The organism is Rothia sp. HMSC065C12 (genome assembly GCF_001812085.1).
Lineage (GTDB): Bacteria > Actinomycetota > Actinomycetes > Actinomycetales > Micrococcaceae > Rothia > Rothia mucilaginosa.
Genome location: NZ_KV807673.1, coordinates 1 through 24134 on the forward strand (window position 1 = coordinate 1; position 24134 = coordinate 24134).

Genomic DNA, 24134 nt, shown 5'->3' on the forward strand with positions numbered 1-24134 from the left:
AAACGATTACACCACTCCACAGGACTTGACCTGAGCAAGAGCACGTTCTACAGTTGACGCATAAGTTCAAGGAGGTTCGCATGACCGCTTACGACCACTCGTCGGGGTACACCTACGGCACCGATGCCGTCCCCACGTCTCCGCTCACACTCGAGGATCTACGCCAGATTGAGGCCGCCGCGCACGTCCAGCCCGGTGACGCAGAGCTGCTCGCGCGAGCAGAACCCATCCTGGCGCCGCATGCCATGGAAATGGTCGACACGTGGCGCGGGATTTTGGCTCAAAAGACCTACCTGGCAGCACATTCCGCGCATCCGGATGGACAGCCGAACCCCGAGTACGCGCAGGCGTCAAAGCCCCGATTCGCCCAGTGGATCATCGACATGTGCACGCGCGAGCGGGATCAGGCGTGGTTGGACTACCAGTACCTGATCGGAGCTCGACACATGACCGCGGCGAAGAACGCGGCGGATGGGGCGGACTCGACGCCATTCGTGCCTCTGCGCTACGTGCTCGCCTTCATCGCGCCGACTGTGGAGGTCGGGCACCGTCTCCTGGCGGAGGGCTTCGAGGGCGCAGAACTGGACGCTGTCCGTGACGCGTGGACTCGCGCTGTGACTGTCGCCGTGACAGTGTGGGCGTATGCCTACCGCGATCACCCCGAGCAATTCTGATCCGGCGCTCGCCACCTACGACTCCCCCATCGGCCGCCTCACGCTTGATAGCGGTGTATTCGTCTTTCGCACTCTCTGACTGCTCTCCCTGGAAGCCTCAGTGGCTTCCAGGGAGAGCTTTCTTTCTGGGTTATAGGACACTACGTGTTGCTGGTTGGGTGACTTTTCGGCTTTCTGGTGCGGGAAAGTCACTCTTTCAGTTGGTCGTGTTTGCCTCGTTCCTGTGAATACTGCATCGTGCTCTGTGTGTGGCTGCCCCATGATCCGTCACGGTAAGAAGTCAACAGGAGGTCCTTTGAAGATCGCGGTGGTAGAAGTCCGCTCATCATCAAGGACCTCGACCTCTACCCACAACCCCCGACCAATACCTGGTCACCCACACTCAACTCGGAAGAGCCGGAAATAGCCTTCGTGATAGCGGAATAAAACGAAGGTGTGGAACTTGCAAGGACCGATCTCAAACTGGGATTCGATAGAACAGTTTAGCAAACGCTGACTTCGCTTTGCCGTCACTTGGAAACCTATCCGTTGGAAGTGCAGCTATCCTCACATACGCTTTTCCAAGTGAAGTATAGCTATGCACGTTTCACCGACGTTAGTAAAAACCCCGAACTTATCGCAGCCAACAGAAACCCGGTAGAAAATATATAGGAGCCAAAGGTGGCGCCTTTTAAAATCCAAGTCGTGGGAACGACAGCAAACAAGATCGGTGAGTTCGCAAAATCACCTGTGCTAATCGGAAGACCTGCCACCACAAAAAAGATGATAACAATCCATGAAACTAATGAAGTAGTCCAAAGCCGAAGCGCAAAACAGGCCAGAGTTAGCACAACCGAAGAGAAAACAAGTACTAAAGCAGTATGACTCGACAGTCGCTCATTAACAAGCTCGCCAATGATAGAGACATAAAGCAGACTCAAACAAAGGTTAACTACTTGTGCGAGAAGCAGCGATTTAGCAATGAACCGGAGCAGAACTTTATCGTGAATACTAAACGAGACGTACGAGGCAGGGACCTTAGCATGCGACAAAGCTAGACCTGCCGTGGCAATTGGGAGCATGATGAGTAACGCGGATTGCGCTACGGCAATGGTATTTCCATAACGGAGAAACAGCAGCGGAAGAACTAGTGCACCGAGATAAGCGATCGTGACCCAACGAATGATTGCAATTCGCTCGATAGAACACAAAGACTTCATTTTCTTACTGCTCCTTTACTTCGAAACCTAGCCACAAGAACATAGGTAATAATTAGGATTGGTACCGGGATAAGCGCAGAGAAACCGAAATTTGATTGCTCCTGGATATCTACGAACGAGATTGCGGTACCATTGAGATTCAGCCCTACGGAGTGGAGGGCGTTTGATATGTATGGGGTAGCATTGTCAGCTAGGTTACCGGGTAGCACTATCCAGAAGTACAGAAGAACACCTGAAATTACCGCGGCAGTCGGAGGTTTTGAGAGACTTTCTAATGTCGAGTAGATCAGAGCAATTAGTATACTTTGGAAGGTAAGAAAGCAAAGCAGGGTTGCTAGCCCAGAGTGCATTTTCGAACCAGACAAAACCATTGTTAGATCGAATAGCAGCACACTAAGTAGGTTTACAAGAACTATTGAAAGTGTTCGACAGATGGTGCGTAGGACGCTAGGCAACCAGGCAATGTATACCTGCTGAGGCAAACCCCCGTAGTGGACCTTGGAAACCCTAGCATCAAGTATAAAGAGTAATGCGAGGGAAATTAGTGGCTGCGTTCCAGTAAAGAAGAAGCTGTATCCCCCTGTTATTGGAGTTCCGCTTGCCTCACTTGAAATCCATGCACCGAGGAATAGTGACGCCATTGAGCCCAAGATAGCCGCGAGAAAATACCAGATGTTCCAATAGTAAGTAAGCAAAGCACGGATAGCTGAAGTAATTCGCATGGTCCTACCCCCGGTGATATAGGTCCGCGAGATTCACGCCGTTGAGGTCGGGGATATGCAAAGCTTTGCCGTTACGAACTACGACACACTCATCCGGGACGCCTTGAATCTCATGGAGGAGGTGCGTTGATATTACAACGCAGTTCCCTTCGTCCCGATAACGACGAAGCGTCGCAGACAAGGAGATCATGCCATCTGGATCCAAACCATTCTGTGGCTCATCAAGGAACAAAAATCTTGGTCTAGATAATAAAGCAAGACAAAGCTCCAGCCGTTCCTTCATGCCGGTCGAGTAGTCCTTGGCTTTCCGCCCGTGGGCAGCGCGGACGATGCCCACACTATCCAAGGCCGACTCAGGATCAACATCCAGACCCCAGAATGCCGCGACGACCTGTACATTTTGTTTACCGCTCAGATACGGAAAGTAGCTTGGATGGTCGATTGCAGCTGACATTTCGCTAATGTCTGTCTGATCGTATCTAATGTGGCCACTTATTGGTTTTATCCGACCAAGGAGCGTTTTCATTAAGGTGGTTTTACCTGCCCCATTTGGTCCAAGGAGGCAGATTATCCTGCCAGTATTTAGCTGCAAGTTAATGCCGCTCACTACTGGGGAATTCTTGTACCCAACCGACAAATCAGTTACCGATATAGCTGGCATGGCCTACCTTTCAAAGAAAACGGCCCTGGAGGTAAGGCCTAGGATGCCTTCCCTCCAGGGCCGACTGCTGCGACAAAGCTACTAACCACTTGCAGCCAACAGAGATGCCGCAGCCGTTAGCACACTGGGCAGTGAAGCATGCAATGCCACCCGTCGGGCACCCAGGGGCGCACAGGAACTTCGAGGTGATGTGAGGACAAACAGCTTCCTCAACCTCTTCAACACGGGTGTCAAGGTCAACGGTGACCACGACTTCTCCAAGCTCTCAGAATCTGAACATATTCAGGTAACAGAAAGTTACCCGCACTGCTATGATACAACGATGCAAGATTAGTAGGGGCAACTTTCAGAATGTTCAGGTCGCAGGTTCAAATCCTGTCCCCGCAACGGATAACTCCCGATAGCTTAGCTATCGGGAGTTTTTTTATTCCCTAAAACCCGTACTCCCGCCGACCTGTCTCCTTCTGCTGTCCTCCCGTCACCTTCCGACCGCCGGTCTGCCTTCTTTCGCCACCTTCCTGCACCTTTCCTGTCGGCGACCTGTCTTCATTTGCCGCCTACTTTTCTTCTTCTTGTGCTACCTTTCTGCCGCCTGCTGGGCGGCTTTCTTTATATCTCCTGCCTCTCCGTATCTCCTGCCTTCTGTAATCTGCGGAGGGGGTCTTCTGAACCTTGTCGGGGCGGTGCTTCGGGGAGACTGATGGGGGGGGGGGGGCAGCCTGCTGCCCCTTCCGGGGTGCTTGAGGTGGATCTTTCGGCCTCTCGAAACCCCTCTTGAAACCTCCTCACGGAATTTCATAGAACCGTCGTGAAAGTACCCTGGACTGGTTTCGGAACGTCTCCCGATGCGTCTTTCGAGGTATTCCTCAGTCCGTCTATCGGGGCTTCAAGCGGGTGTGCCCATGGGGGTGGTGGAGTCACTTCCGAGCGGTTGCTGGAGGGTGGTTACGCCTTCTTGAGACGCTGCTTTTGAGCTCCTTGAAAGGGGATCTGAAAGGGGTCCTGAAGGGGGCTCTGGGGCGGGTCTCAAGAGCGTGATGAGGGGTCCGATAGGATGCCTGGGTGGGGGAGTGGCGAGGGGGCTGTTTTTGCCTCAAAGTGCATTCTCAAAGTGGAATATGCGAAAGGTGCCTATATTCCGGGCTTGGAAATCACCCGTTTTGCCCCGGAATTCCGCGGTTTTTGGCAAAAATTGGGCTTCGAGTGCAACAATTCACTCTGAAAGTGATTGTAATCACATACGAAACATTCAAGTTAATTGTAGAGTTTTTTGAAACTCTTTCAAAAAACGCTCAAAAACCCCGGAAAATCAAGGAAAAATAGCCCATTCAACCTCTACTTGAGGGTGATTCAAGTTAAACTAGAAGCTTAGAAAAAGCTCTTGTTAAGATTGAATCTTGTTCGATACCCAAAAATAGCCCCAAAAAACCGCTGGAAAAGGCTTTTTGACCTGGTAGCTTTGAGTACGTGGTCACCGCGGTCCGCCGCGTAGCTCTCCGAAATGAATACTGCACCCCTCCATCACACGAGGAAACCCCCGCAACACACACGGGACGGTTACTGGACTTGCTCCATGCGGCATCACATTCGCAGGCCGACCGCCTATAGGCTTCTCACCTATAGACCACCTATCACTCAACCACTCTCGGGCGTCCGCGCCCCACGAAACACCAACAACGAGGACAACCCATGGCACTTCGCCCCCGCACCGTTAAGGCTGGCTCTCTCGCAGCCATCGCCGTACCCTCCGTGCTCGGTAGCACCCTGGTAGCACCCGCTTCCGCATTCGCACCCGTCGTTCAGGACATCCCCGGCGCAGCTACCCAGGCTCCGAAGTCCCTGTTCACCTCCACCGTGCAGCCCACCCTCTCGCAGGTTGCTGTGCAGATCCGCCAGCAGGCAGAACAGGCAAAGCAGACTCAGCAGGCTCCCGCAACGACCGCGGTTCAGCCCATCCAGAAGACCTACACTGCCCAGGCAACTCAGCAGACAACCCCCTCGGCTACCTTCCAGTCCGCACAGGCGGCTCAGCCTTCCGCTCAGCCCACCCTGGCACAGGTTGCACAGACCCCCGCAGCTACCCAGGCTCCCGCAGCTACCCAGGCTCCCGCAGCTACCCAGAGCGCTGCAACCCCTGCCGCGCAGCCCGCGCAGACCGCACAGGCTACTCAGGCGGCATCCGGTGTGGCAGCAACCCGCACCAACCAGACTTTCCTGTCCTACACCTCCCCGGCTGGTACCACCTCGCAGTACCACGTCTACGCTGAGGGCGTGGACTTCTCCAAGCCCGTTGGCGTGGTCTTCTACTTCGACGGCGACTACTGGCGCAACGACCAGTCCAAGGTCTACGACCCCTCCGGTGAGCTGGCTCAGATGGCTGCATCCGCAGCGGCACAGAACATGCTGTTCGTGCCCGTCATCTCCCCGGACGCCAACCGTTACGACGCTGGCGTGACCTGGTGGGAAGACATGGAGCGTAACGGCGAGTTCTTCCGCTCCTTCGCTTCCTCCTTCATCGCGGCTAACGGTGTGGACTCCTCCAACGTGTGGACCATGGGCTACTCCGGTGGCGCTGAGTTCATCACCTACGAGCTGAACACCAAGCCCCAGACCTGGCGTAACGGCGGCGGATCCATCATGGTCGCTGGTGGTGGCCTGGACGAGGGTACCCCCTCGGCTGCGCTGAAGTCCCAGCCCATGTTCTGGTACGCAAACTCGAACGACGGCTCCGGCGAGACCTACCCGCAGACCTGGAGCGCACGAGGCGCCGTTGAGGGCGGCTACGACGCCTACCTGGCTGCTGGATACACCAATGCTTCCGCGACCGTACTGAATGGCTCGGGCCACTTCGACTACAACTTCTCGCAGATTCTGAGCAACTCGCTCACTAAGGGCAAGGCAACCGCCGCTCCCAAGGCTGAGCAGAAGACCGAACAGAAGCAGCAGAACACTCAGCGTGCCCGCACCATGAGCTCCGCAACCTACCAGAGCTACACCTCCCCGGCGGGCACCACCTCCCAGTACCACGTGTACGCGAACAACCTGGACTACTCCAAGCCCGTTGGCGTGGTCTTCTACTTCGACGGTGACTACTGGCAGCGTGACGAGTCCAAGGTCTACACCCCCGACGAGGGCATGCTCGCGGCGATGGGCAAGATCGCTAATGCCCGCAACATGGTCTTCGTGCCTATTATCTCCCCGGACACCAACGCATCCGGCAACGGCATCACCTGGTGGGAAGACATGAACACCAACGGTGAGTTCTTCCGCTCCTTCGCTTCCTCCTTCATCGGCCAGAACAACCTGGACGCTTCCCAGGTGTGGACCATGGGCTACTCCGGTGGCGCTGAGTTCATCACCTACGAGCTGACCGACCACAACACCTCCTGGCGTAACGGCGGCGGCTCCATTATGGTCGCTGGCGGCGACTCGGACGGCTCCGTGGACGCTGACGCAACCACCAAGGCATCCCCGATGTACTGGTGGGTTGGCGCGAAGGACACCTCCGGTAACACCAACCCCGTCACCTGGAGCGCACGAGGCGCAGTCGAGTCCGGCTACAACGCATACCTGGGCGCTGGCTTCTCCGACGCCCGCGTGAAGCTGATTGACGGCTTCAGCCACCACGACTACGACCTGCCGCACATCCTGGCATCCTCCCTGGACTTCGCCGGTAAGACCCCCGCACTGGGCTACAGCGACCTGTCCGACTCGAACCCGAACTACAACGAGATCAGCTGGAACTCTGATCACCGCATCATGCTCGGCTTCGCGGACGGTACCTTCCGCCCGAACGCATCGGTCAACCGTGCGCAGCTGGCAACCTACCTGTACCGCGTGGCTGGTCGCCCCGCAGTGAACGCACCGGCTGTTTCGCCGTTCAGCGATGTTCCGGTCAACCACCCCGCGTACAAGGAGATTTTCTGGCTGAGCCAGCAGGGCATCAGCGGTAGCGACTTCCGCCCCCTGGAGGCTGTCACCGAGTCCACCATGGCTGAATTCATGTACCGTGCAGCTGGCTCCCCGGCACAGGCTCAGGGCGGCTACGCGTCCCAGGCTCTGGCATGGGCTGCCTCCAACGGCATCGGTACCGGCTCCACCTCCTCGGCAGCCATCACCCGTGACGCTATGGCAGGCTACCTGTACATCTACGCTAACTAAGGCGCACGGCCCCTAACGCATAAAGAACCGCCCCGCTCCTGAAATTCAGGAACGGGGCGGTTCTTTCTATAGGTTTAGCTCAAGAAGCTATACGCTAGACCAAGCTTAGAAGATCCTAGGCTTAGAGGGTCTGGGTGGGGGATTCCACAGCCAGGGGAGCCGGAGCTGCCGGAGCGTTCTTTGCCTTCAGAGCAGCCAGGCGAGCGTCCAGCTCGGTGTCGCGCTCCATCTGGTCCAGGGTGTTGAACTGTGCGTCCAGGGAGGAAGCTGCCAGCTCCTGCTGACCGATGACGCGTGCCTCTTCGCGGCGAACCTTCTCTTCGAAGCGGCTCATCTCGCTGGTCGGGTCCAGAACGTCGAACGCCTTCAGAGCGTCGTTCACCTGGGTCTGAGCTGCTGCAGTCTTCTGACGTGCGGTCAGCTCATCGCGCTTGTACTTGACCTCTTCAAGCTTGGAGCGCATCTTCTCCAGGCCGTCCTTGAGCTGGTTGACAACCTGAGTCTGAGAAGCCAGCTGAGGCTCAACAGCCTGCGCAGCCTTCTCAGCCAGCAGCTGCTTGTTCAGAGCAATCTTCGCGAGGTTATCGAACTTGTCAGCGTTGGCAACGTCGCCAGCTGCGCGGAACTCATCAGCCTTGTTAGAAGCTGCCAGAGCCTTGGTGCCCCACTCCTGAGCGGTCTTGACGTCCTCAGCGTGGTCCTTCTCGAGCAGACGCAGGTTGCCGATGGTCTGTGCTACTGCAGCCTCCGCCTCGCGGATGTTGTTGGTGTAGTCACGAACCATCTGGTCCAGCATCTTCTCCGGGTCCTCAGCTGCATCAATCAGGGCGTTGATGTTTGCCTTAGTGAGCTGTGCAATACGGCCGAAGATGGTCTGCTTAGCCATAATCTCCTACTTTCTGTTCACGGGCTGCGGGGGAGCACTACGCTCCTCGTGAGCCGTGCCCGTATAACTAATTATGTGGCAGATTTCTGGGTGCATGCTGTGAAAATGATGCACGCCTGATTTCTGTTACTTAAACTTTTGGTAAATTGCCTCGGGTGTTTTCCGACTGGGGAAAAAAACCGGTGAGGTGAGCTACGTGCCCCGCCGGTCAGACTGTAGAAAAATCTGCAGAAACCGACCGACAGAATCGGTAGCATCGGAGGCGGTTAGAAGCTACCGCCGTCACCACCGCCGCTACCCCAATCGCCGCCACCGCCGCTGAAGCCGCCGCCCCAGCTGCCGCCGCTACTACCACCACTGCTGTGGCCGCCGCTGCTACCCCAGCTACTGGTGCCGGAGTTCATCGCGGTCATCAGAGCGCCCAGCAGCAGGCCCTTCGCCAGGTCACCGCCGAAGCTACCGCCGCCGCGGTCGTTCTGGTTGTTGTAGTAGTTGCCGACCTCGCTCTGAGCTCGGTTCTGCGCGTCGGTCGCCTTCTGAATCGCCATGTTGGCTTCCTTCATAGCGTTCAGCGGATCCGAAGAAGCCAGACGCTGAGCCTGACCCAGGTGACGCTCCGCCTCAGAAACAGCGGTCAGGGTCATCGGACCCACCGCAGCACGGCGGTTATTGATGTAGCTACGCGCACCGTTCACCGCAGCGTACGCAGAACGCATCGTACGATCCAGGTTCTGCGAAGCCGCACGAGAACGCTCACGGGTAGCACGCATATTCGTCATTGCCTTATCCAGCTCGGCGGAAAGCTGACGCAGCTGGTTCGCCAGAGTCAGCGGGTCATTCGGGCGAGCCGAAGCGCTCTGATTGACCTGGTTGAGCACCGCCTCCATACCGGCAGCGACCGCACCCAAATCATCGCGACGCTGAGATGCAGCCAGGCTCTTCGCCTCAGCCACGTCACGCTGAATGCTCAGCAGGTCGGTGCTCAGACCCAGCTGAGCCTGCTCCAGCTCATGCGAGCGGGTATTCACTGCCGCACCCAGAGTCTGAATCTGCGAGGCGGCTTCCTCAGCGGTGCGCAGGTGAGCAACTGCCTCCGAACGGGCCGTCGCAACGGTCGCCTGAGCCTTCTCAACCTCCGCGGCGCACAGCACCATGTTCGACTCTAACAGGGTAGGAGTCTTAGAAATGGGCTCCAGGGCGCTGGGCAGGTAACGTTCCTTCAACGCGCGGTACTGGGCGGCAATCTCCTCCACCGAGGCACGCAGTTGCGGCAGACGCTGAGCCAGAGCCTCAATAGCCTGCGGTGCCTCCTGCTCCAGGTTGCGCAACTGAGCCAGCTTAGCGTCCTGCTCCTGAGCAATGCGGGTGACTTCCTGAGAGTTATCAATAATCTCAGTCAACCAGGCACGCTGCTCAGCCTCGGTATCGGGGATGCTATCGGTCAGGAGCTGCTGACGCTGGAAGGACTTACGCATCAGATCCTCAGCACGCGCAATCTCCTGGGCGAACTCAGCAACCTGCTGATCGCTGTACTGTGCGCGCGCAAAATCCAGTTCCTGCTTCGCGTGGCTCATCGTCGTATCAGCCTGCAGCAGGGCGCTACCGGCGCGAGTGCGCAGCTCCTCCAGCGGAACCTCCGGAATGGGGGAGTAGTTACGAGGCGCACCGTAGGAACGCTGAGGCTGCTGCTGAGCGTTCTTCTTCTTGCGGCGGCGGTACATCGCGTAACCGCCAGCACCCACGGTCGCCGCAGCACCCACACCGAGCACGCCGGTTACAACACCCGAAGAGCTACCGCCCTTCTGAGCCTCGATACCCTCAACCGCGGCCAGTGCCGCACCCGAATAGTCACTATTCTGCAGCTTCGGTTTAATGTAGTTCTGGTACACCTTCGTCTGCTGATCACTCGACAGGGTCTTCGTGCTACCCGCCAAGAAATACGCCTGGCGAGACTCGGTAGCAATCACCAGCACCACATCGGCAGAACCCCAATTGTTCTTCGTGGCAAGCGCCTTCGTCCAGCTCGAAGAAGTAGACGGGTTCTCAAACTTATCGATGACCACCACGTGCAAATCCACGTTGTGCTTCTTCGACAGAGCAGAAATCTTAGACTTCAGGGTAGCGGTATCACCCAAAGAGTTCGTGGAATCGTACACGGTGGTGCCCGTAATCTGCATCGGGTCAGCAGCCTGCGCCGAGGTGCTCAAAAATGCAGAACCAGCCGGCAGAACCACCGGGGCACAAGAAAGACCTGCCGCCAGCACTGTGGCACCCAAGATAGTGCGCAGGCGAGGGCGTGCGGGACGAATCTGACGCGCAAAGGCGTGCTCGGTCATGGTCTTTCCTCCGTTGTCGTGAAGTATGAACGGACCTGCACTTCACGGCGTGCTTGTTCATCGCACACCTTAGTGCTGGTCACATTATTAGTGTAGCGGTGGCATAGCTACACAGACGCACAGATACGAGAATATTGCGCCGCTGTTTGCCGACCGTTTACCGTCTTCCCAGGCTTTATACAGGAAAGCCGGTATACAGGAAAGCCGGTATATAGGAGAGCCGGGGTCTAGCCTCACGCCAGACCCCGGCTCACCGGCTATTCAGTGATTAGCGCCGACGCGCAATCTTCAGATTGCTCATCAGGTGCTCCACTACCTCTGCGGCATCAACATCGTGGATACTCTGTGCCATGCCGTTCACTACCTTAACCCGCGAAGACGAAGCGAACATCCAGCCTAAGAACTGCACAGTATTCAGCAACCTAGAACTGCGATCTGCCTGCTTTCGCATCTGTGACCACAAAAAGGGCGTAGTCGGCACGCCACGGCCCTTATACACCTGGGAATTAGAATGGGCATCCAGAAGCTCAGCGAGCGCCTCAATATTTTCGGTCAGCTCCTTCAAATCCTCATCCCCGGCAGAGGAGCCGACGTAATACCGTTCAACCAGGCTCAAAGGCATGTAGCCGCTACAGCTACTCACCCACGCCAGCTTCAAACGCAGATTCTGCAGACGAAGCACCTGCTTCAGAAGTCTCGAATGGGTGCGCAACACCGACAACGGCATGGAAGATAGCCTCTTCTCCTCCGACAGCAGACCCTCGGCACCCTCCCCGGAAAACGCCTTATACGGATCCGAGACGCCCGCTAGAAGCACCGGTCCCTCGTAGTGAACGAACGCCAGAACCTCGGGAACACTCGAGAGGGAACGGACGCGCTCGCCAATGGTCGGCAGATCCTCCCCATCCGGGGCGTACTGTTCGCGGCTGAACATCAACGTCTGGATAGGTTGCTCGGCAAGGTCGGGCGAGTCATGAGCAAGCGCCCGCAAATCGGTCACAACCTCCGCCAGAACGCCGTCCTGCTCAACCTGCAGAAGCTCCTGGAGAAGCTCAATGACAGAGCGAGCCTGCAGGGTCAAAACAGCGGCGCAGAACTCCGCGTCCTGAAGCTCAAGACGCACCTTCTCCAGGCTCTCTTCCAGCGTGGACTGCACGCCCTTGAGCTCAAACTCGCTCAGCTGTTCCGGGCGGAGCATACGGTGCGTACCGTCCTCGCCGGGACGGTAGAAAAGCTCACTAAACTCCAACGTAGACTGAACCCCCTTCAACGCCTGCTTTCGCAACTCGGGCAGAACGTCAAAGGCAACTTCCGTCATCTCATTCCAGACCTTGACCTCATCGAGATTCGAATCCTTACGAATAGTCTTCTTCCAGGTCTCGGCAAGCTGCATTGCGCGATCAAAATCGCTCAGCTCCACAAAAGCCGCCAGCTTCTGCGCGCTCTCACGCAGATAACGCACCGCGTAGAGGCGGTCGCTCAAAGAATCCGGGAGGGTATCCTCCAGCAGACGCCAACGGAAGGTACGCTCAAAGCACTCCTCGGTCAGGCTAATGACGGCGGCGCTCAAAGAGAGCGCGTGATCACGGGCAAAAGCGAAAGAGCCCGGGGTATCCGCCAAACGGGGCAGGGACGAATAGAACTCCAACGCCCCGCTCAGCTTCAGCCGAGATACCCGGATGGTTTCTTCCAGCTCGGCGGCAAGCACCGCGCGGTCAGCCTGGGCAGTCTCCTTGAAACTGTGCAACGGGGAAACCTGCGCACGCTTCAGCGTCTGCAGGTTCATGACCGCACGCATGAGATAGTTCTCCAGAATATCGACCTGCTGCAGGCGCGGACGCTGATTCAGCGGAACATGATTCTCCTGCGTACCGACCAGCAGATGCTGCGGCACACCGCTAATCGACGGTAACGCAAAGACCTCATCCTCGGATTTACTGATAGAAAGCACCATGGGGTAGCGGCTGCGCTGTGCATTCTCTAGAGGAGGAATGAGCTTGAAGTTGGTGCTCAAAGAGAAATGGTCAGAGGGCGCCGGGTTACTCTTGGGAGCCTGCGGGGTCGATTCCTGCTGCGGGTGCTCTTCAGGCTGCGCCGGGGTATTCTGGGTCATGCTCTGCTGCACCTGGCTTTCTGCTGAATGGTTTTGCGCCGAGTGGTTCTGTGCCGAGTGGTTCTGTGCCGAGTGGTTCTGTGCCGAAGGACCGGAGACACCACCGGCCTGCATCGGCTCCAACGGCGAAGGTGCAGCCACCGGCTGCTGAGGAGGCTGAGATGAGGCAAGGTGAGGCGAGGTCGCCTGAATCTGCTGACTCTGCTGAGCCTGCTGAGCACTATTACCCGGCTGCGCTGGCTTCGGCTGGTAGTGCATCGGGTAGCTCACCGCGCCCTGTACTGGTTGCGAAGGAACCGGCTGAGGGGGTACTTGCTGTGAAGGCCCCTGCTGATTGGGTGCCTGCGGGGGCGGTACCTGCTGATTCATCGCCTGGTTCTGCTGCTGTTGCAATACCTGCCGCCTAATCTCACGCGCACGACGGCGCGAAGGGCTCAATGACGCGAAAAACGCTACCGCCGCGCAGATTAGAACAAATATAAGCAACGCGTACAGGCGGGTAGCGCCGTCCAAAGAAGACGCCACCGCCGCAGGCATGATCGGCAGCGCGCCAACAAGAGCGAAAACAGCAGAAATAATCCTCATGACTTCACCATAACCCAGCTAAATCCCGGGTGCTCGCAACGCCGTTGCCTTACCGCATACTAAAAGGGAAGTAGCCGGGGTACCGGGTGCTCTCCGCCAGTGCTTCCAGCATCTGCGCCAAGGTTAAAGGACGATGCGGCGTGCGCCCTCATGCAGGGGGGGGGGCTCACGCCGCATCGATCATCACTCAACTCACTATCACACCCGGGCCGGTCCTCACACCGACCCTTCGGGACATACTGGGGATTCTCGCCCCTCCCGGTGCAGGGCTCTCATCTCCCGCCCCGGAAAACTATCAAACTCTTTACGCTACCTACCGGCAGTCAGTGCGTGGGTAGCCATCTGCTGAGCCAGCTCGGAGGCCTTTTCCGCACGATGACGGCGGTACACCATTCCCGAGCAACACGCCACAATACCCGCACCAATACCGATGGAGCTTGCCAAGATCGCACAGAAAATCAGGGTGCCGATCATCATGGGTTTCTCCTTTGCCTTTGTCCTTTGCCTTTGTTCTCGGCTCTATGCGCCTTCAACATTACGGACTGACCCTGTGTTCAAGCTGTGTACCAAGAAGCGTCATGCTGTGTAAACCGTGAAGAAAAACCGAGTGCTTTAAAAGAGAAACCTGAGAGTGAGTAGCGAACAAAGCCCCAAAATAAACTAGCTGCCGAGCAAATCGTCGGGTATCTCAGACCAGCGAATCAGCTGCCGATGAAAGGGCGCGCGGAAAATTCCCAGGGAACTCCCCGATAACCAACAGCAAAAAGATATAGAACGCAATGAAACACCATCTACAGTAGAAAGATAGCGTGTGCCCAGGGTGACGCATACGCACGACTCTAGGAGAACTCATGACTCAAAACAATGGATGGTCCTACGGCGGCAATGACGGCGTCACGGATGCAACCCGTCCCCTGCAGAACGTGAACGGACAGGCAAGCTACCAGCCCGCGAACCAGCAGCAGGGTCAGAACGCATACCCGCAAGCATATGCTTCTCCCGGCTACACCTACCCCCAGGCAGCCGCTGCTCAGGTCGCTTCGGCGCAGTCTGCACGCCAGAACACCGATAACAACAAGCGTTACGGTGCCGGCGTTGTGCTCACCGCGGCTCTGCTTGCAGCCCTCGTTGGCGGTGGCGTTGGCGCGGGTGTCGGAGGCGGCATCGCAGCATCGAATAACAGCTCCACCAGCACCTCCTCGCGTGGCTCCGTCAGCTCCAATATCAGCAACTCCTCCACCGTGGCAGGCGTAGCAGAAACCGCGAAGAAGGTCCTGCCCTCCACCGTGACCATCATGGCCTCAAGCGGCTCCACCTCCGGCGGCGGTAGCGGCGTTGTCCTCGATAAGGACGGCCACATCCTCACCAACCACCACGTGGTCACCCTCGAATCTTCCAGAGAAGCATCCACCATTGAGGTTCGCCTGAGCGACGGTACCGTACGCACCGCATCCGTGGTAGGCCTGGACTCTGCCGCTGACCTGGCGGTCCTGAAGATTAACCCCTCCGGCCTGGACCTGCAACCCATCACCTGGGGCGACTCCTCCAAGCTGGTCTCCGGCGAAGCCGTGGTTGCCCTCGGCGCGCCGTATCGTCGTAGCGAATCGGTGACCGCCGGCGTAGTCTCGAACGTCAACCGCGTGCAGCCCGCTGACGCGAAGGGTCAGAATTACATCCCCATGATTCAGGTTGATGTGCCCATCAACCACGGTAACTCCGGTGGCCCGCTGGTGAACCTCAAGGGCGAACTGGTCGGCATTAACGCGCAGGGTCAGGCAAGCCAGGATGGCGGCACCGCCGACGGTATGGCGTTCTCCATTACCTCCAACTACGCCAAGCGCATCTCCTCCGAGATCATTGCCAAGGGTAAGGCAACCCACGGCTACCTGGGCGCGAGCGTGAAGAACAGCCCCGCGGACACCGGTTCGGGCTCCTCCAAGCTCATCCCCGGTGGCGTTGAAATTGCCTCGGTAGAATCTAACAGCCCCGCCGCGAAGGCAGGCCTGCGATCCGGCGACGTCGTGATTGAAGCCGACGGCCACGCCGTGACCAAGAGCGACGAGCTCAACGGTACCGTGCGTGCCGCAGCAGCAGGCTCTGATCTGAAGCTGAAGATTAAGCGCGGCTCCTCCACCCATGACATCACCGTGACCCTGGGCGACGCCGACAGTCAGAAGTAAAACGCGCTATCGAACGTTGAGAGATACGGCTGCGAAACACCCGCTCAGTTGACTATCGCGTTCAGCAACAGCGCAACAAGGCGTACACACAGAAAGCTCCCACCCCATACGCGGGGTGGGAGCTTTCTTTCGTTAGCACAGCAAACTGTATTGGCGTTGCAGATGATGGGAGAATTAGAGGCCCTCGAGAACCTCACCCACGCGCTTCTGCAAAGCCGGGACAACCTCCTGCTCGAACCACGGGTTCTTCGCCTGCCACCTAAAATTTAGCGGCGAAGGATGCACCAGCGGCAGAAACTTAGGAAGATAAGACTCCCACGCACGAACCGTCTCCGTCAGGTTCTTCTGCGACTTTGGGGCGTGCACACCATCCAGGTAGTGCTTCTGAGAGTAAGCTCCCACCAGCAGAATCAGCTGAACGTTCGGCATGAGCTCCAGAAGCTGCGGATGCCACTTCGGCGCGAAATCCTTACGCGGCGGGTTATCACCGTGCGCGCCCTTACCGGGGTAGTAAAAATCCATCGGCAACAGCGAAATCAGGTTGGGGTCATAGAACTGCTCATCCGTCACACCCATCCACTCGCGCAACTTCACGCCGCTCGGGTCATTCCACGGGATACGGCTCTCCTGCGCGGCACGCCCAGGTGCCTGACCAATCACCACAATACGAGCATGAGGCGATGCCGAATAAACCGGCTCCCAACCCTGCTCCGTGAACTCCCTATTCTGCGAATCCAAACGAATCTGCTCAGCCAGGGGAGGGTGCGTCTCCAGAATCTGCTGAAGCAGAGACCCCGGCAGATTATGGTGTGCTGCAGCCATGCTAGATGGCGCCTCCCTCAAAACCGTTCTGACGCCACGCCTCAAAAATCGCAATGGACGCAGAATTAGCCAGGTTCAGCGAACGGCGACCCGGCTTCATCGGAATCTTCACCCGCTCAGTCACATGCGGATCCTGCTGAACCTCAGCGGGCAGACCCACCGACTCCGGACCGAACATGAACACGTCACCGGGACGGTACTCAATATCCGCATAGGACGTCGAAGCAGTCGTCGTGAACGCAAAAACACGCTCCGGGGCAAGAGCCTCCCACGCATCCTCAAGGGTCTCATGCACCGTCACCACCGCCAGGTCGTGATAATCCAGACCCGCGCGGCGCAGATGCGCATCATCAAAGTTAAAGCCCAGCGGCTTCACGAGGTGCAGCTCAGCGCCAGTAATCGCCGCCAAACGGATAGCATTGCCGGTATTGCCCGGAATCTCAGGGGTATAGAAAAGAATCTTGAACACGTTCCTAAGTGTACCGCGCAGCCCCCGACCAGCATTGAGCGTCCCGGGGCAGTAGCGCTCGCCAACCCAGCCGCAGATGAACACGCCTAGAAGAGCGCGGATAGAGCGCGATAAAATAAGCGAGGCGAAAAACCGCCGAACAACCCAGCAGGAGGAACCATGAGCGCAGAAACCACCCGTCAGAACGGCCGCGTCTACCTCGACCACGCCGCCACCACCGACGTACTGCCCGCCGCCATCGACGCCATGGTCGAACAGATGCGCAACGGCGGCAACCCCTCCTCCCTGCACGCCGTAGGACGCGATGCCCGCGCCACCGTCGAATACGCCCGCGAACGCATCGCCCGCGCTGTTGGAGCGGACCCCGCCGAGGTTATTTTCACCTCCGGCGGCACCGAAGCGGACAACCTCGCCGTCAAGGGCATCTACTGGAAGCGCCGCGAAGAAGACCCGCAGCGCACCCGAATTCTCGTCTCCTCCATCGAGCACCACGCCGTGGAAGAAACCTGCGAATGGCTCGAAAAGGCAGAAGGCGCGCAGATCGAATGGATCCCCGTAGACAAGCACGGTAGCGTCAACCCGCAGACCGTCCGCGAACTCATCGAAAAGAACCCCGAAGACGTAGCGCTCGTGACCGTCATGTGGGCGAATAATGAGGTCGGTACCGTACAACCCATCCCCGAGATCGCCGCTATCGCCGCCGAATACGGTATTCCCGTGCACTCGGACGCGGTGCAGGCATTCGGCGCGGTGCCTATCGACTTCCACGCCAGCGGGGTAGCGACCCTCGCAATCTCGGGCCACAAAATCGGTGGGCCCATGGGCATCGGCGCGCTGGTAGCAACCCGCGCCGTGCAGCTGACCCCCGTGCTTCACGGAGGCGGTCAGGAACGCTCCGTACGCTCCGGCACCATCGACGCGCCCGCCATCGCAGGTTTCGCAGAGGCCGCTGTGCACTCGGTACAGCACATCGCCGAAGAATCCGTCCGCATCGCCGCGCTACGCAACGAACTCGTTGCGGCAATTAGCGCGCTTATCCCGCAGGCACACCTGAGCGGCGAAAACCCGCTCACCGAAGAATACCCCGGACAGAAGCGACTGCCCGGCAACGCCCACTTCACCTTCGAAAACGCCGAAGGTGACACCCTACTCTTCGTGCTGGACATGCAGGGTATCAGCAGCTCCACCGGCTCCGCCTGCAACGCCGGGGTGACCCGCCCCTCCCACGTGCTCATGGCAATGGGAATGGACGAAGACACCGCCCGCAGCGCCCAGCGATTCACCCTCGGCCACTCCACCACCGGAGCCGATATTGCGCGCCTCATCGCGGCACTACCCGCCGCCTACGAACAGGCTGCAAAGGCGGGACTGTCCTCGCAGCTGCCGGACGCCTCCCGCTGGCATTAGAAAAGCAGAAGAGAAGATACCCAACCGCCCTCAGCCTGCAATCTCAGCGTTCGCTGAGGGCTGGCTGAGGGTGCACTGCCCAATATCCCGCCGAGCCCCTGCGTACAATGGGTAGCTACAGTAACGGAAAGTCCGCCCGCACACAGGGCACGCTCCGAACGTTCCTAGAAGCTCAACACAACAGAAGGATAGGCAGTGAAAATTCTTGCAGCTATGAGTGGCGGCGTTGACTCCGCAGTCGCCGCAGCCCGCGCCGTAGAAGCAGGACACGAAGTAGTCGGCGTTCACCTAGCCCTATCCCGCATGCCCGGCACCCTGCGCACCGGCTCCCGCGGCTGCTGCACCCTCGAAGACTCCATGGACGCCCGCCGCGTCTGCTCCCAGCTGGGCATCCCCTTCTTCGTCTGGGACTTCTCCGAACGCTTCAAGGAAGACGTTGTCGACGACTTCATCTCCGAATACGAAGCCGGACGAACCCCCAACCCCTGCATGCGCTGCAACGAAAAGATTAAGTTCGCCGCGCTACTCGAACGCGCCCTCGCACTCGGCTTCGACGCCGTAGTGACCGGCCACTACGCCCGCGTCATCACCACCGAAGACGGTAACCGCGAACTGCACCGCGCCGCCGACTGGGCCAAGGACCAGTCCTACGTGCTCGGCGTGCTCACCCACGAACAGCTCAAGCACGCCTGGTTCCCCCTGGCGGATACCCCCTCCAAGGCACAGGTGCGTGCGGAGGCGGCAGAGCGCGGCTTCTCCGTGGCGAAGAAGCCGGACTCCTACGACATCTGCTTCATCCCCGAAGGTGATACCCGCGCCTGGCTGGGCGACCACATCACAATGCGCCCCGGCCTCATCAAGGACACCCACGGCGAGGTGCTCGGCGAGCACCCCGGCGCGCAGGCGTACACCGTAGGCCAGCGTAAGGGCCTGGCGCTGGGCCGCCCCGCCGCCGACGGCAAGCCTCGCTTCGTGCTTGAGGTGCGCCCCAAGGAAAATGAAGTCATCGTCGGCTCCCGCGAGCTACTTGCCGTGCACGAAATCCGCGGTATCCGCGCCACCTGGGCGGGTGTCCCCGTGGAACAGGCGGCACGTTTCCTGGAAGAGCCCGCGCAGCTGGGCGCCCGCAGCGAAGAGTTCGAGGTGACCGCACAGGTGCGTGCGCACGCCGACCCGGTCCGCGCCAAGGCGTACATGACCTGGGCACCCGACCCCGAAGCTGAAGAAGAAGGCGCGCTGCGCCTGGAAACCGTAGTGCGCCTCCTGGATCCGCTCTCCGGTGTGGCACCGGGGCAGACCATGGTGCTCTACCAGGGCACCCGCGTGCTGGGCCAGTCCACCATCGCCCGCGCCTACTCGCTGGACCGCGAAGACATTCAGGAAACCCTGGGCGCTTAGCTTCTCTACCAGCGCCGACTAGCCGCTCAGAATAGCCACACTCAGCTGTTCCCGCCCCGTTGCCGCAGCCGCAGCCGCATAGAAGACCACAACCAATCCGAGGAGAAACCGATGACCCCCGAAAACACTTCCTGCGAATTTGACCCCCACGCCACCTCCATGGGCGATGAAGTCGCACCGGAGGTCTACGAGGAGCTCTTCGCCATGCGCCGCTCCATCGACAACTTCGATGCAGCGCTGGTGCACATCCTCGCGGAGCGTTTTCAGGCGACCAAGCGCGTGGGCGTCCTGAAGGCTAAGCACAACCTGCCCGCTGGCGATCCTGGCCGTGAAGAGGCACAGATTGCTCGCCTGCGTGCCATGGCGAAGGAATCCAGCCTGGACCCGGAATTCGCGGAGAAGTTCCTGAACTTCATTATTTCTGAGGTGATTCGCCACCACGTGCGCATCGCAAACGAGCAGGCTGAGCAGGACGGCGAGGCAACTGAAGCCGAGAACTCCGAAGGCTAGTACCGCGCAACTTTCGCATCATTGCGTTTGAACCTGCACTCCATCTGACCCCTCTGGACACACTCCTATGCCCGCTCAATCTTCCAGCCGCCAGAACGTCCGTACTGAACCGATGCCGGAGCGCCTGCTGCTGCCCGGTGAGTACCGTGCCCCCGAAGGGGACGAACTGACCGAACAGGACCTCGCCGCGCTCGCTACGGAGCGTCCGCTGGTGCGCGCCAGCGGTCTGGGCGATTTTCCCGGCGATGATTTGGGCGAAGCAATGTCTCGAGTGGAAGGGGAGCTGGGTGCCCCGCACCTGCCGTTCTTGCCGCATCTGCCGGCGCTGGGCTGGCGGAGTACTCCTCTGGCACGCACCCTGGCGGTGTGCGAGGGACTTGCTTTTGACGGTGCCTCGTTTGGCTGGCGCATGGTGCATAGCGGCGGCAGGGGAGCACGCGAGTCTGCCTTGGCGCAGGACCGTCTGCTTTCGGATATCAATCTTCTCGCTGACCGTGTGGGTGCGCAGAAGAAGAGGTTCACTTCCAGTGCTGAGGGTTCCGCTGCGGTGTATAAGATTCAGCTGGTCGGTCCGCTGACTCTTGCCGCCAGTATCTATCTGCCCGGCGGCGAGCGTGCCATTAGTGATGCAGGGGCGAGCCGTGACCTGCTGGAGTCGTTCCTGGAAGGCCTGGAACGCTGGATGGGTTCTCTGCGCGAGGCTCTGCAAGCTCCGCGGGCGCTGATTGCCGTGCAGCTGGATGAATCCGAATTTCAGCGTCTGCTGGAGGGGGCCATCCCTACGGTGAGTGGCTTCCGCTCCCTGCCGGCATTGCAACCTCACTACTATCAGCAGGTGTACCGCCGTATCTCGGAGCGTTTCGCCGAGCTGAATCTGCAGCTCATCCTGGACGTGGATGGCACCGCGCTCAAGCCTGTGCAGGAGCTGAAGCTGCTGAGCCAGTCCCGCCCCGCCCTTGATGCATTGGCCCTTGTGAAGGCGATGCGTGTTGAGGACGGCGCTCCCTGCGCTTTGCTGTTGCATCCTGATCGCGCCCGCCTCAAAGAGCCCGGCACGCTGCAGGTTCCGCCGCTGAGCGACCCTCGTTCCTGGGAGCCCGTCGCGCAGCTTCTGGATGCGCAGGCCCAGCTGTGGCTGCCGGTGGTGACCTCTGCGCGGGTCCCTGATCAGGTGCGCCGCCTGTACACCCTGTGGCGTGAGGTTGGTCTTGAGCCGACGCAGTTGAGTGCGGTGGGTTTGATGCCTGATGAGCGTATTCAGGGCGGTTCCGTGCCTGCTGGGATGACTTCAGCCGCGGTAAGTATGCTGGATGCCACGGCTTCGCTGGCGCGGGTGACAGAGTGTGCCCGTGCATTGGCTGAGTGCGCGGTATGATTAGAGAATCAGCTTTTTTATGTAAGTATTTACGACAATTCTTTAGGGAGGTACTGTGAGCGCAAGCGACGCACACACCATTTTGGTGGTTGATGACGATGATGCTCTGGCGGAAATGATTGGCCTCGTGCTCGCGCAAGAGGGCTTTAACGCTGTTTTCTGCGAAAATGGCAGCCGCGCTTTTGAAACTTTTATGCGCTCCACTCCCGATTTGGTGCTTTTGGATTTGATGCTTCCTGGCATGAACGGTATTGAAGTGTGCCAGCAAATTCGCCGTTCTTCTAATGTGCCGATTATTATGTTGACCGCTAAAAGCGACACTGAAGATGTTGTTAAGGGTCTTGAAGCTGGCGCTGATGATTACATTGCTAAGCCTTTTAAGCACGCTGAATTGTTGGCGCGTATTCGTACCCGTTTGCGTCCGCGTGAGAGCCGTCAGCTGGTGGTGTCCATTGGCGATATTGTCATGGATATGGACGGTCGTACCGTCAAGTACCACAGCACTGAGGTTCCAATGACTCCTCTGGAGTTTGACCTGTTGGCCGCGCTGGTTCGTCACCCGGGTCAGGCGTTGAGTCGTCAGGAACTGCTGGACATGGTCTGGGGTTACACTGATGTGAGCGATTCGCTGGTAAACGTGCACGTCCAGCGTTTGCGCGCTAAGTTTGATGAGCTGGGTGCGGATCGTTTTATCCAGACGGTCCGTGGCGTTGGCTATAAGATTCCGACCGAGCTGGTGGGATCTTCCGGTAGCTAATCGGAACCTATTCATAGGCGAAGGGATAACCTGATTGTCTGTTGCGAAGTCGAGCCATGAGCACGGCGCTTTGACGGCGGAGGCGGTAGCCTCCGCCTCTTCGCGTACCCGCACTTCCAAGCCGCGTAAGGCACAGAAGCAGCGTAGGAACCTGATGCAGCGCGCTCAGCGTCTGTGGAAGGAATCTCTGCAGTTCCGTGCTCTGGGAACCGCGGGCATCATGATGTTCCTGAGCTTCTTGATGGTGGGTTGGTCCTTGTCGAGCCAGATTGCATCGAGTCTTTTTGAGAATCAGAAGAGCCAGGCGTTGGCGGAATCAGAGAGTGGTTTCCGCAACGTTCAGAGCGTGCTGGACTCCTCTGAAGCCCGTAGTGACAGCGAGATTCGTCGTAATGTGAGCCGTACCCTGACCGTCTTGGACGCGGGTAGCTCGGGTAAGCGCAATTGGATTCTTGTGCCTTTGGAAGGTCAAGGTAAGCAGGGTTTTATTCCTGAGCAGAGCAGTAATAATTCTTTGAATTCTTCGAGTATTCCGAATGATTTTAAAAAAACTGTTCGTGATAAGGACGGTATTTTCTGGCAGACGTCTACGGTGACTACTGTCGAAAATAATCGTGAGCGCACCTATCCGGTGCTTATCGTTGGTACACATATTTCTATTTCTCAGAACCCTAATTACGGTTTGTTCCTTGTGTACGATATGACGGATTCTTCCGCCACGATTGCGCATATTAACTTTGTTCTTTTTGGTGGTTTCTGTGCACTGCTTACTGTGGTGCTTTCTGTGGTGTGGATTGTGACTCGTTTTGTGGTCCGCCCGATTACGCAGACCGCTATTACGGCGGAGAAGCTGGCTGCTGGCGACCTGGATCAGCGTGTGTCTGTACACGGTGAGCATCAGGCGGCGCGTCTGGGCTATTCCTTCAACCTGATGGCTGACTCGCTGCAGGAGAAAATTGTTCAGCTGGAGCGCCTGTCGACTTTGCAGCAGCGCTTCGTATCTGACGTTTCTCATGAGTTGCGCACTCCGCTGTCGACGGTGCGTTTGGGTACTGAGCTGCTGTACGATTCGCGTGAGAATATGAACCCGATGCAGGTCCGTAGCGTGGAGCTTCTGCATGAGCAGGTGGACCGTTTCCAGTCAATGCTTTCTGATCTGCTCGAGATTTCGCGCTTCGATGCTGGTAGCGCAATGCTGACCATTGACACGGAAGACTTCATCCGTGTTCTCTCGAATATTTTGCAGGAGGCTCTGCCTCATCTGGAACGTACGCATACGAAGCTGAACGTGCATACGAGCCATGAGAGCATCATGGTGGATATGGACCGTATACGTATTGAGCGTGTGCTCCGTAACCTGCTGTACAACGCGATTGAGCACGGCGAATCCCGACCGATTGACGTGTACGTGGATGCAAACGCCACGAATCTGGGTATTGCGGTGCGCGACCACGGTATCGGCTTGTCTGAGGATGAAGCCGTTCAGGTGTTCAACCGTTTCTGGCGTGCTGATACTTCGCGTAAGCGTACCCTGGGCGGTACGGGTCTGGGTCTGTCGATTGCTGCTGAGGATGTGCGTCTGCACGGTGGCACGATTGAGGCGTGGGGCGAGAAGGGCCGCGGTGCTTGCTTCACGGTGAACCTGCCCTTGGTTCATGGCGCTCCGTTGGGTGAGTCGCCGGTTCTGGTGACGGGTGAGCCTGAGTCAAGCTCGCATCGTTCGGCGACGGCTAAGGATACGCTGCCCAATATCGCTCCTCGTACGGCTGCTGGGGGCGACCTCTAGAAGAGGCGCGGGGCCCTGGTCCCTGTCATGAAACGGGGGATTGGGGTCGGTGCGGTTGTATTTGCACTTATCCTTGCGTATTTGCACTGTTTA

The 24134-nt window shown here is 58.3% G+C and carries 18 protein-coding genes; 9 read left to right on the plus strand and 9 right to left on the minus strand.

Annotation, left to right across the window (positions count from 1 at the left end; translation table 11 throughout):
* Window positions 1-80: 80 nt before the first annotated feature.
* Window positions 81-674 carry a protoglobin domain-containing protein gene (locus tag HMPREF2836_RS02430; protein ID WP_005505324.1) on the plus strand — a complete coding sequence of 198 codons (594 nt, stop codon included), beginning with the start codon at window positions 81-83 and terminating at the stop codon, window positions 672-674.
* A gap of 575 nt (window positions 675-1249) precedes the next feature.
* Here HMPREF2836_RS02430 and HMPREF2836_RS02435 read toward each other — a convergent pair.
* From HMPREF2836_RS02435 to HMPREF2836_RS09505, 3 genes are all read right to left on the minus strand, one after another.
* On the minus strand, window positions 1250-1873 hold the full coding sequence (locus tag HMPREF2836_RS02435) for a hypothetical protein (RefSeq protein ID WP_005505326.1): 624 nt from the start codon (window positions 1871-1873) through the stop codon (window positions 1250-1252).
* 726 nt (window positions 1874-2599) lie between these two features.
* Window positions 2600-3256, minus strand: a complete 657-nt coding sequence (locus HMPREF2836_RS02440) for an ABC transporter ATP-binding protein (RefSeq protein WP_005505330.1) — start codon at window positions 3254-3256, stop codon at window positions 2600-2602.
* Between the two features lie 10 nt (window positions 3257-3266).
* Window positions 3267-3506, minus strand: a complete 240-nt coding sequence (locus HMPREF2836_RS09505) for a gallidermin/nisin family lantibiotic (protein WP_005505332.1) — start codon at window positions 3504-3506, stop codon at window positions 3267-3269.
* Window positions 3507-4945: 1439 nt separating this feature from the next.
* On the opposite strand from HMPREF2836_RS09505, the gene HMPREF2836_RS02445 reads away from it, so the two are divergent.
* Window positions 4946-7417, plus strand: coding sequence for an S-layer homology domain-containing protein (locus HMPREF2836_RS02445; RefSeq protein WP_070629368.1), 2472 nt, complete (start codon window positions 4946-4948; stop codon window positions 7415-7417).
* A gap of 121 nt (window positions 7418-7538) precedes the next feature.
* Here HMPREF2836_RS02445 and HMPREF2836_RS02450 read toward each other — a convergent pair whose 3' ends face one another.
* The 4 genes from HMPREF2836_RS02450 to HMPREF2836_RS09295 all read right to left on the minus strand — a co-directional run bounded on the left by HMPREF2836_RS02450 (window position 7539) and on the right by HMPREF2836_RS09295 (window position 13814).
* Window positions 7539-8303 (minus strand): PspA/IM30 family protein, encoded by a 765-nt coding sequence (locus HMPREF2836_RS02450; protein ID WP_070629369.1) that lies wholly within the window; start codon window positions 8301-8303, stop codon window positions 7539-7541.
* Window positions 8304-8569: 266 nt separating this feature from the next.
* Window positions 8570-10639 (minus strand): TPM domain-containing protein, encoded by a 2070-nt coding sequence (locus tag HMPREF2836_RS02455; protein ID WP_070629370.1) that lies wholly within the window; start codon window positions 10637-10639, stop codon window positions 8570-8572.
* 268 nt (window positions 10640-10907) lie between these two features.
* Complete coding sequence (locus HMPREF2836_RS02460) at window positions 10908-13337, minus strand: atrophin-1 family protein (protein ID WP_070629371.1); 2430 nt, start codon at window positions 13335-13337, stop codon at window positions 10908-10910.
* 309 nt (window positions 13338-13646) lie between these two features.
* Window positions 13647-13814 (minus strand): hypothetical protein, encoded by a 168-nt coding sequence (locus HMPREF2836_RS09295; RefSeq protein WP_168160863.1) that lies wholly within the window; start codon window positions 13812-13814, stop codon window positions 13647-13649.
* A 374-nt stretch (window positions 13815-14188) separates the two neighbouring features.
* Between HMPREF2836_RS09295 and HMPREF2836_RS02465 the strand changes: the two genes are divergently transcribed.
* Complete coding sequence (locus tag HMPREF2836_RS02465) at window positions 14189-15517, plus strand: S1C family serine protease (protein ID WP_070543765.1); 1329 nt, start codon at window positions 14189-14191, stop codon at window positions 15515-15517.
* Between the two features lie 174 nt (window positions 15518-15691).
* Here HMPREF2836_RS02465 and HMPREF2836_RS02470 read toward each other — a convergent pair whose 3' ends face one another.
* Both HMPREF2836_RS02470 and HMPREF2836_RS02475 read right to left on the minus strand, forming a co-directional pair.
* Window positions 15692-16339, minus strand: a complete 648-nt coding sequence (locus HMPREF2836_RS02470) for a uracil-DNA glycosylase family protein (RefSeq protein WP_070629372.1) — start codon at window positions 16337-16339, stop codon at window positions 15692-15694.
* Between the two features lies 1 nt (window position 16340).
* Window positions 16341-16808, minus strand: coding sequence for a tRNA (cytidine(34)-2'-O)-methyltransferase (locus HMPREF2836_RS02475; RefSeq protein WP_005508556.1), 468 nt, complete (start codon window positions 16806-16808; stop codon window positions 16341-16343).
* A 159-nt stretch (window positions 16809-16967) separates the two neighbouring features.
* Between HMPREF2836_RS02475 and HMPREF2836_RS02480 the strand changes: the two genes are divergently transcribed.
* The 6 genes from HMPREF2836_RS02480 (at window position 16968) to mtrB (ending at window position 24041) form a co-directional block, all read left to right on the plus strand.
* Window positions 16968-18215: a cysteine desulfurase family protein gene (locus HMPREF2836_RS02480; RefSeq protein WP_070629373.1), complete on the plus strand. Its 1248-nt coding sequence runs from the start codon at window positions 16968-16970 to the stop codon at window positions 18213-18215.
* Between the two features lie 195 nt (window positions 18216-18410).
* Window positions 18411-19613, plus strand: coding sequence for a tRNA 2-thiouridine(34) synthase MnmA (gene mnmA, locus HMPREF2836_RS02485; protein WP_070615043.1), 1203 nt, complete (start codon window positions 18411-18413; stop codon window positions 19611-19613).
* Window positions 19614-19724: 111 nt separating this feature from the next.
* A complete protein-coding gene (locus HMPREF2836_RS02490) occupies window positions 19725-20123 on the plus strand; it encodes a chorismate mutase (RefSeq protein WP_049356519.1) in 399 nt (132 codons plus the stop codon).
* Between the two features lie 67 nt (window positions 20124-20190).
* Window positions 20191-21498 carry a uroporphyrinogen decarboxylase/cobalamine-independent methonine synthase family protein gene (locus tag HMPREF2836_RS02495; protein WP_070629374.1) on the plus strand — a complete coding sequence of 436 codons (1308 nt, stop codon included), beginning with the start codon at window positions 20191-20193 and terminating at the stop codon, window positions 21496-21498.
* A gap of 55 nt (window positions 21499-21553) precedes the next feature.
* Complete coding sequence (gene mtrA / locus HMPREF2836_RS02500) at window positions 21554-22255, plus strand: MtrAB system response regulator MtrA (protein ID WP_005505360.1); 702 nt, start codon at window positions 21554-21556, stop codon at window positions 22253-22255.
* A gap of 34 nt (window positions 22256-22289) precedes the next feature.
* Window positions 22290-24041 carry an MtrAB system histidine kinase MtrB gene (mtrB, locus tag HMPREF2836_RS02505; RefSeq protein ID WP_070615039.1) on the plus strand — a complete coding sequence of 584 codons (1752 nt, stop codon included), beginning with the start codon at window positions 22290-22292 and terminating at the stop codon, window positions 24039-24041.
* The last annotated feature ends 93 nt before the right edge of the window (window positions 24042-24134 follow it).

Coding starts and splice junctions, on each gene's coding strand:
- HMPREF2836_RS02430 (WP_005505324.1), top strand. CDS start 81: ATGACCGCTTACGACCACTCGTCGGGGTACACCTACGGCACCGATGCC.
- HMPREF2836_RS02435 (WP_005505326.1), bottom strand. CDS start 1,873: ATGAAGTCTTTGTGTTCTATCGAGCGAATTGCAATCATTCGTTGGGTC.
- HMPREF2836_RS02440 (WP_005505330.1), bottom strand. CDS start 3,256: ATGCCAGCTATATCGGTAACTGATTTGTCGGTTGGGTACAAGAATTCC.
- HMPREF2836_RS02445 (WP_070629368.1), top strand. CDS start 4,946: ATGGCACTTCGCCCCCGCACCGTTAAGGCTGGCTCTCTCGCAGCCATC.
- HMPREF2836_RS02450 (WP_070629369.1), bottom strand. CDS start 8,303: ATGGCTAAGCAGACCATCTTCGGCCGTATTGCACAGCTCACTAAGGCA.
- HMPREF2836_RS02455 (WP_070629370.1), bottom strand. CDS start 10,639: ATGACCGAGCACGCCTTTGCGCGTCAGATTCGTCCCGCACGCCCTCGC.
- HMPREF2836_RS02460 (WP_070629371.1), bottom strand. CDS start 13,337: ATGAGGATTATTTCTGCTGTTTTCGCTCTTGTTGGCGCGCTGCCGATC.
- HMPREF2836_RS09295 (WP_168160863.1), bottom strand. CDS start 13,814: ATGATGATCGGCACCCTGATTTTCTGTGCGATCTTGGCAAGCTCCATC.
- HMPREF2836_RS02465 (WP_070543765.1), top strand. CDS start 14,189: ATGACTCAAAACAATGGATGGTCCTACGGCGGCAATGACGGCGTCACG.
- HMPREF2836_RS02470 (WP_070629372.1), bottom strand. CDS start 16,339: ATGGCTGCAGCACACCATAATCTGCCGGGGTCTCTGCTTCAGCAGATT.
- HMPREF2836_RS02480 (WP_070629373.1), top strand. CDS start 16,968: ATGAGCGCAGAAACCACCCGTCAGAACGGCCGCGTCTACCTCGACCAC.
- HMPREF2836_RS02490 (WP_049356519.1), top strand. CDS start 19,725: ATGACCCCCGAAAACACTTCCTGCGAATTTGACCCCCACGCCACCTCC.
- HMPREF2836_RS02495 (WP_070629374.1), top strand. CDS start 20,191: ATGCCCGCTCAATCTTCCAGCCGCCAGAACGTCCGTACTGAACCGATG.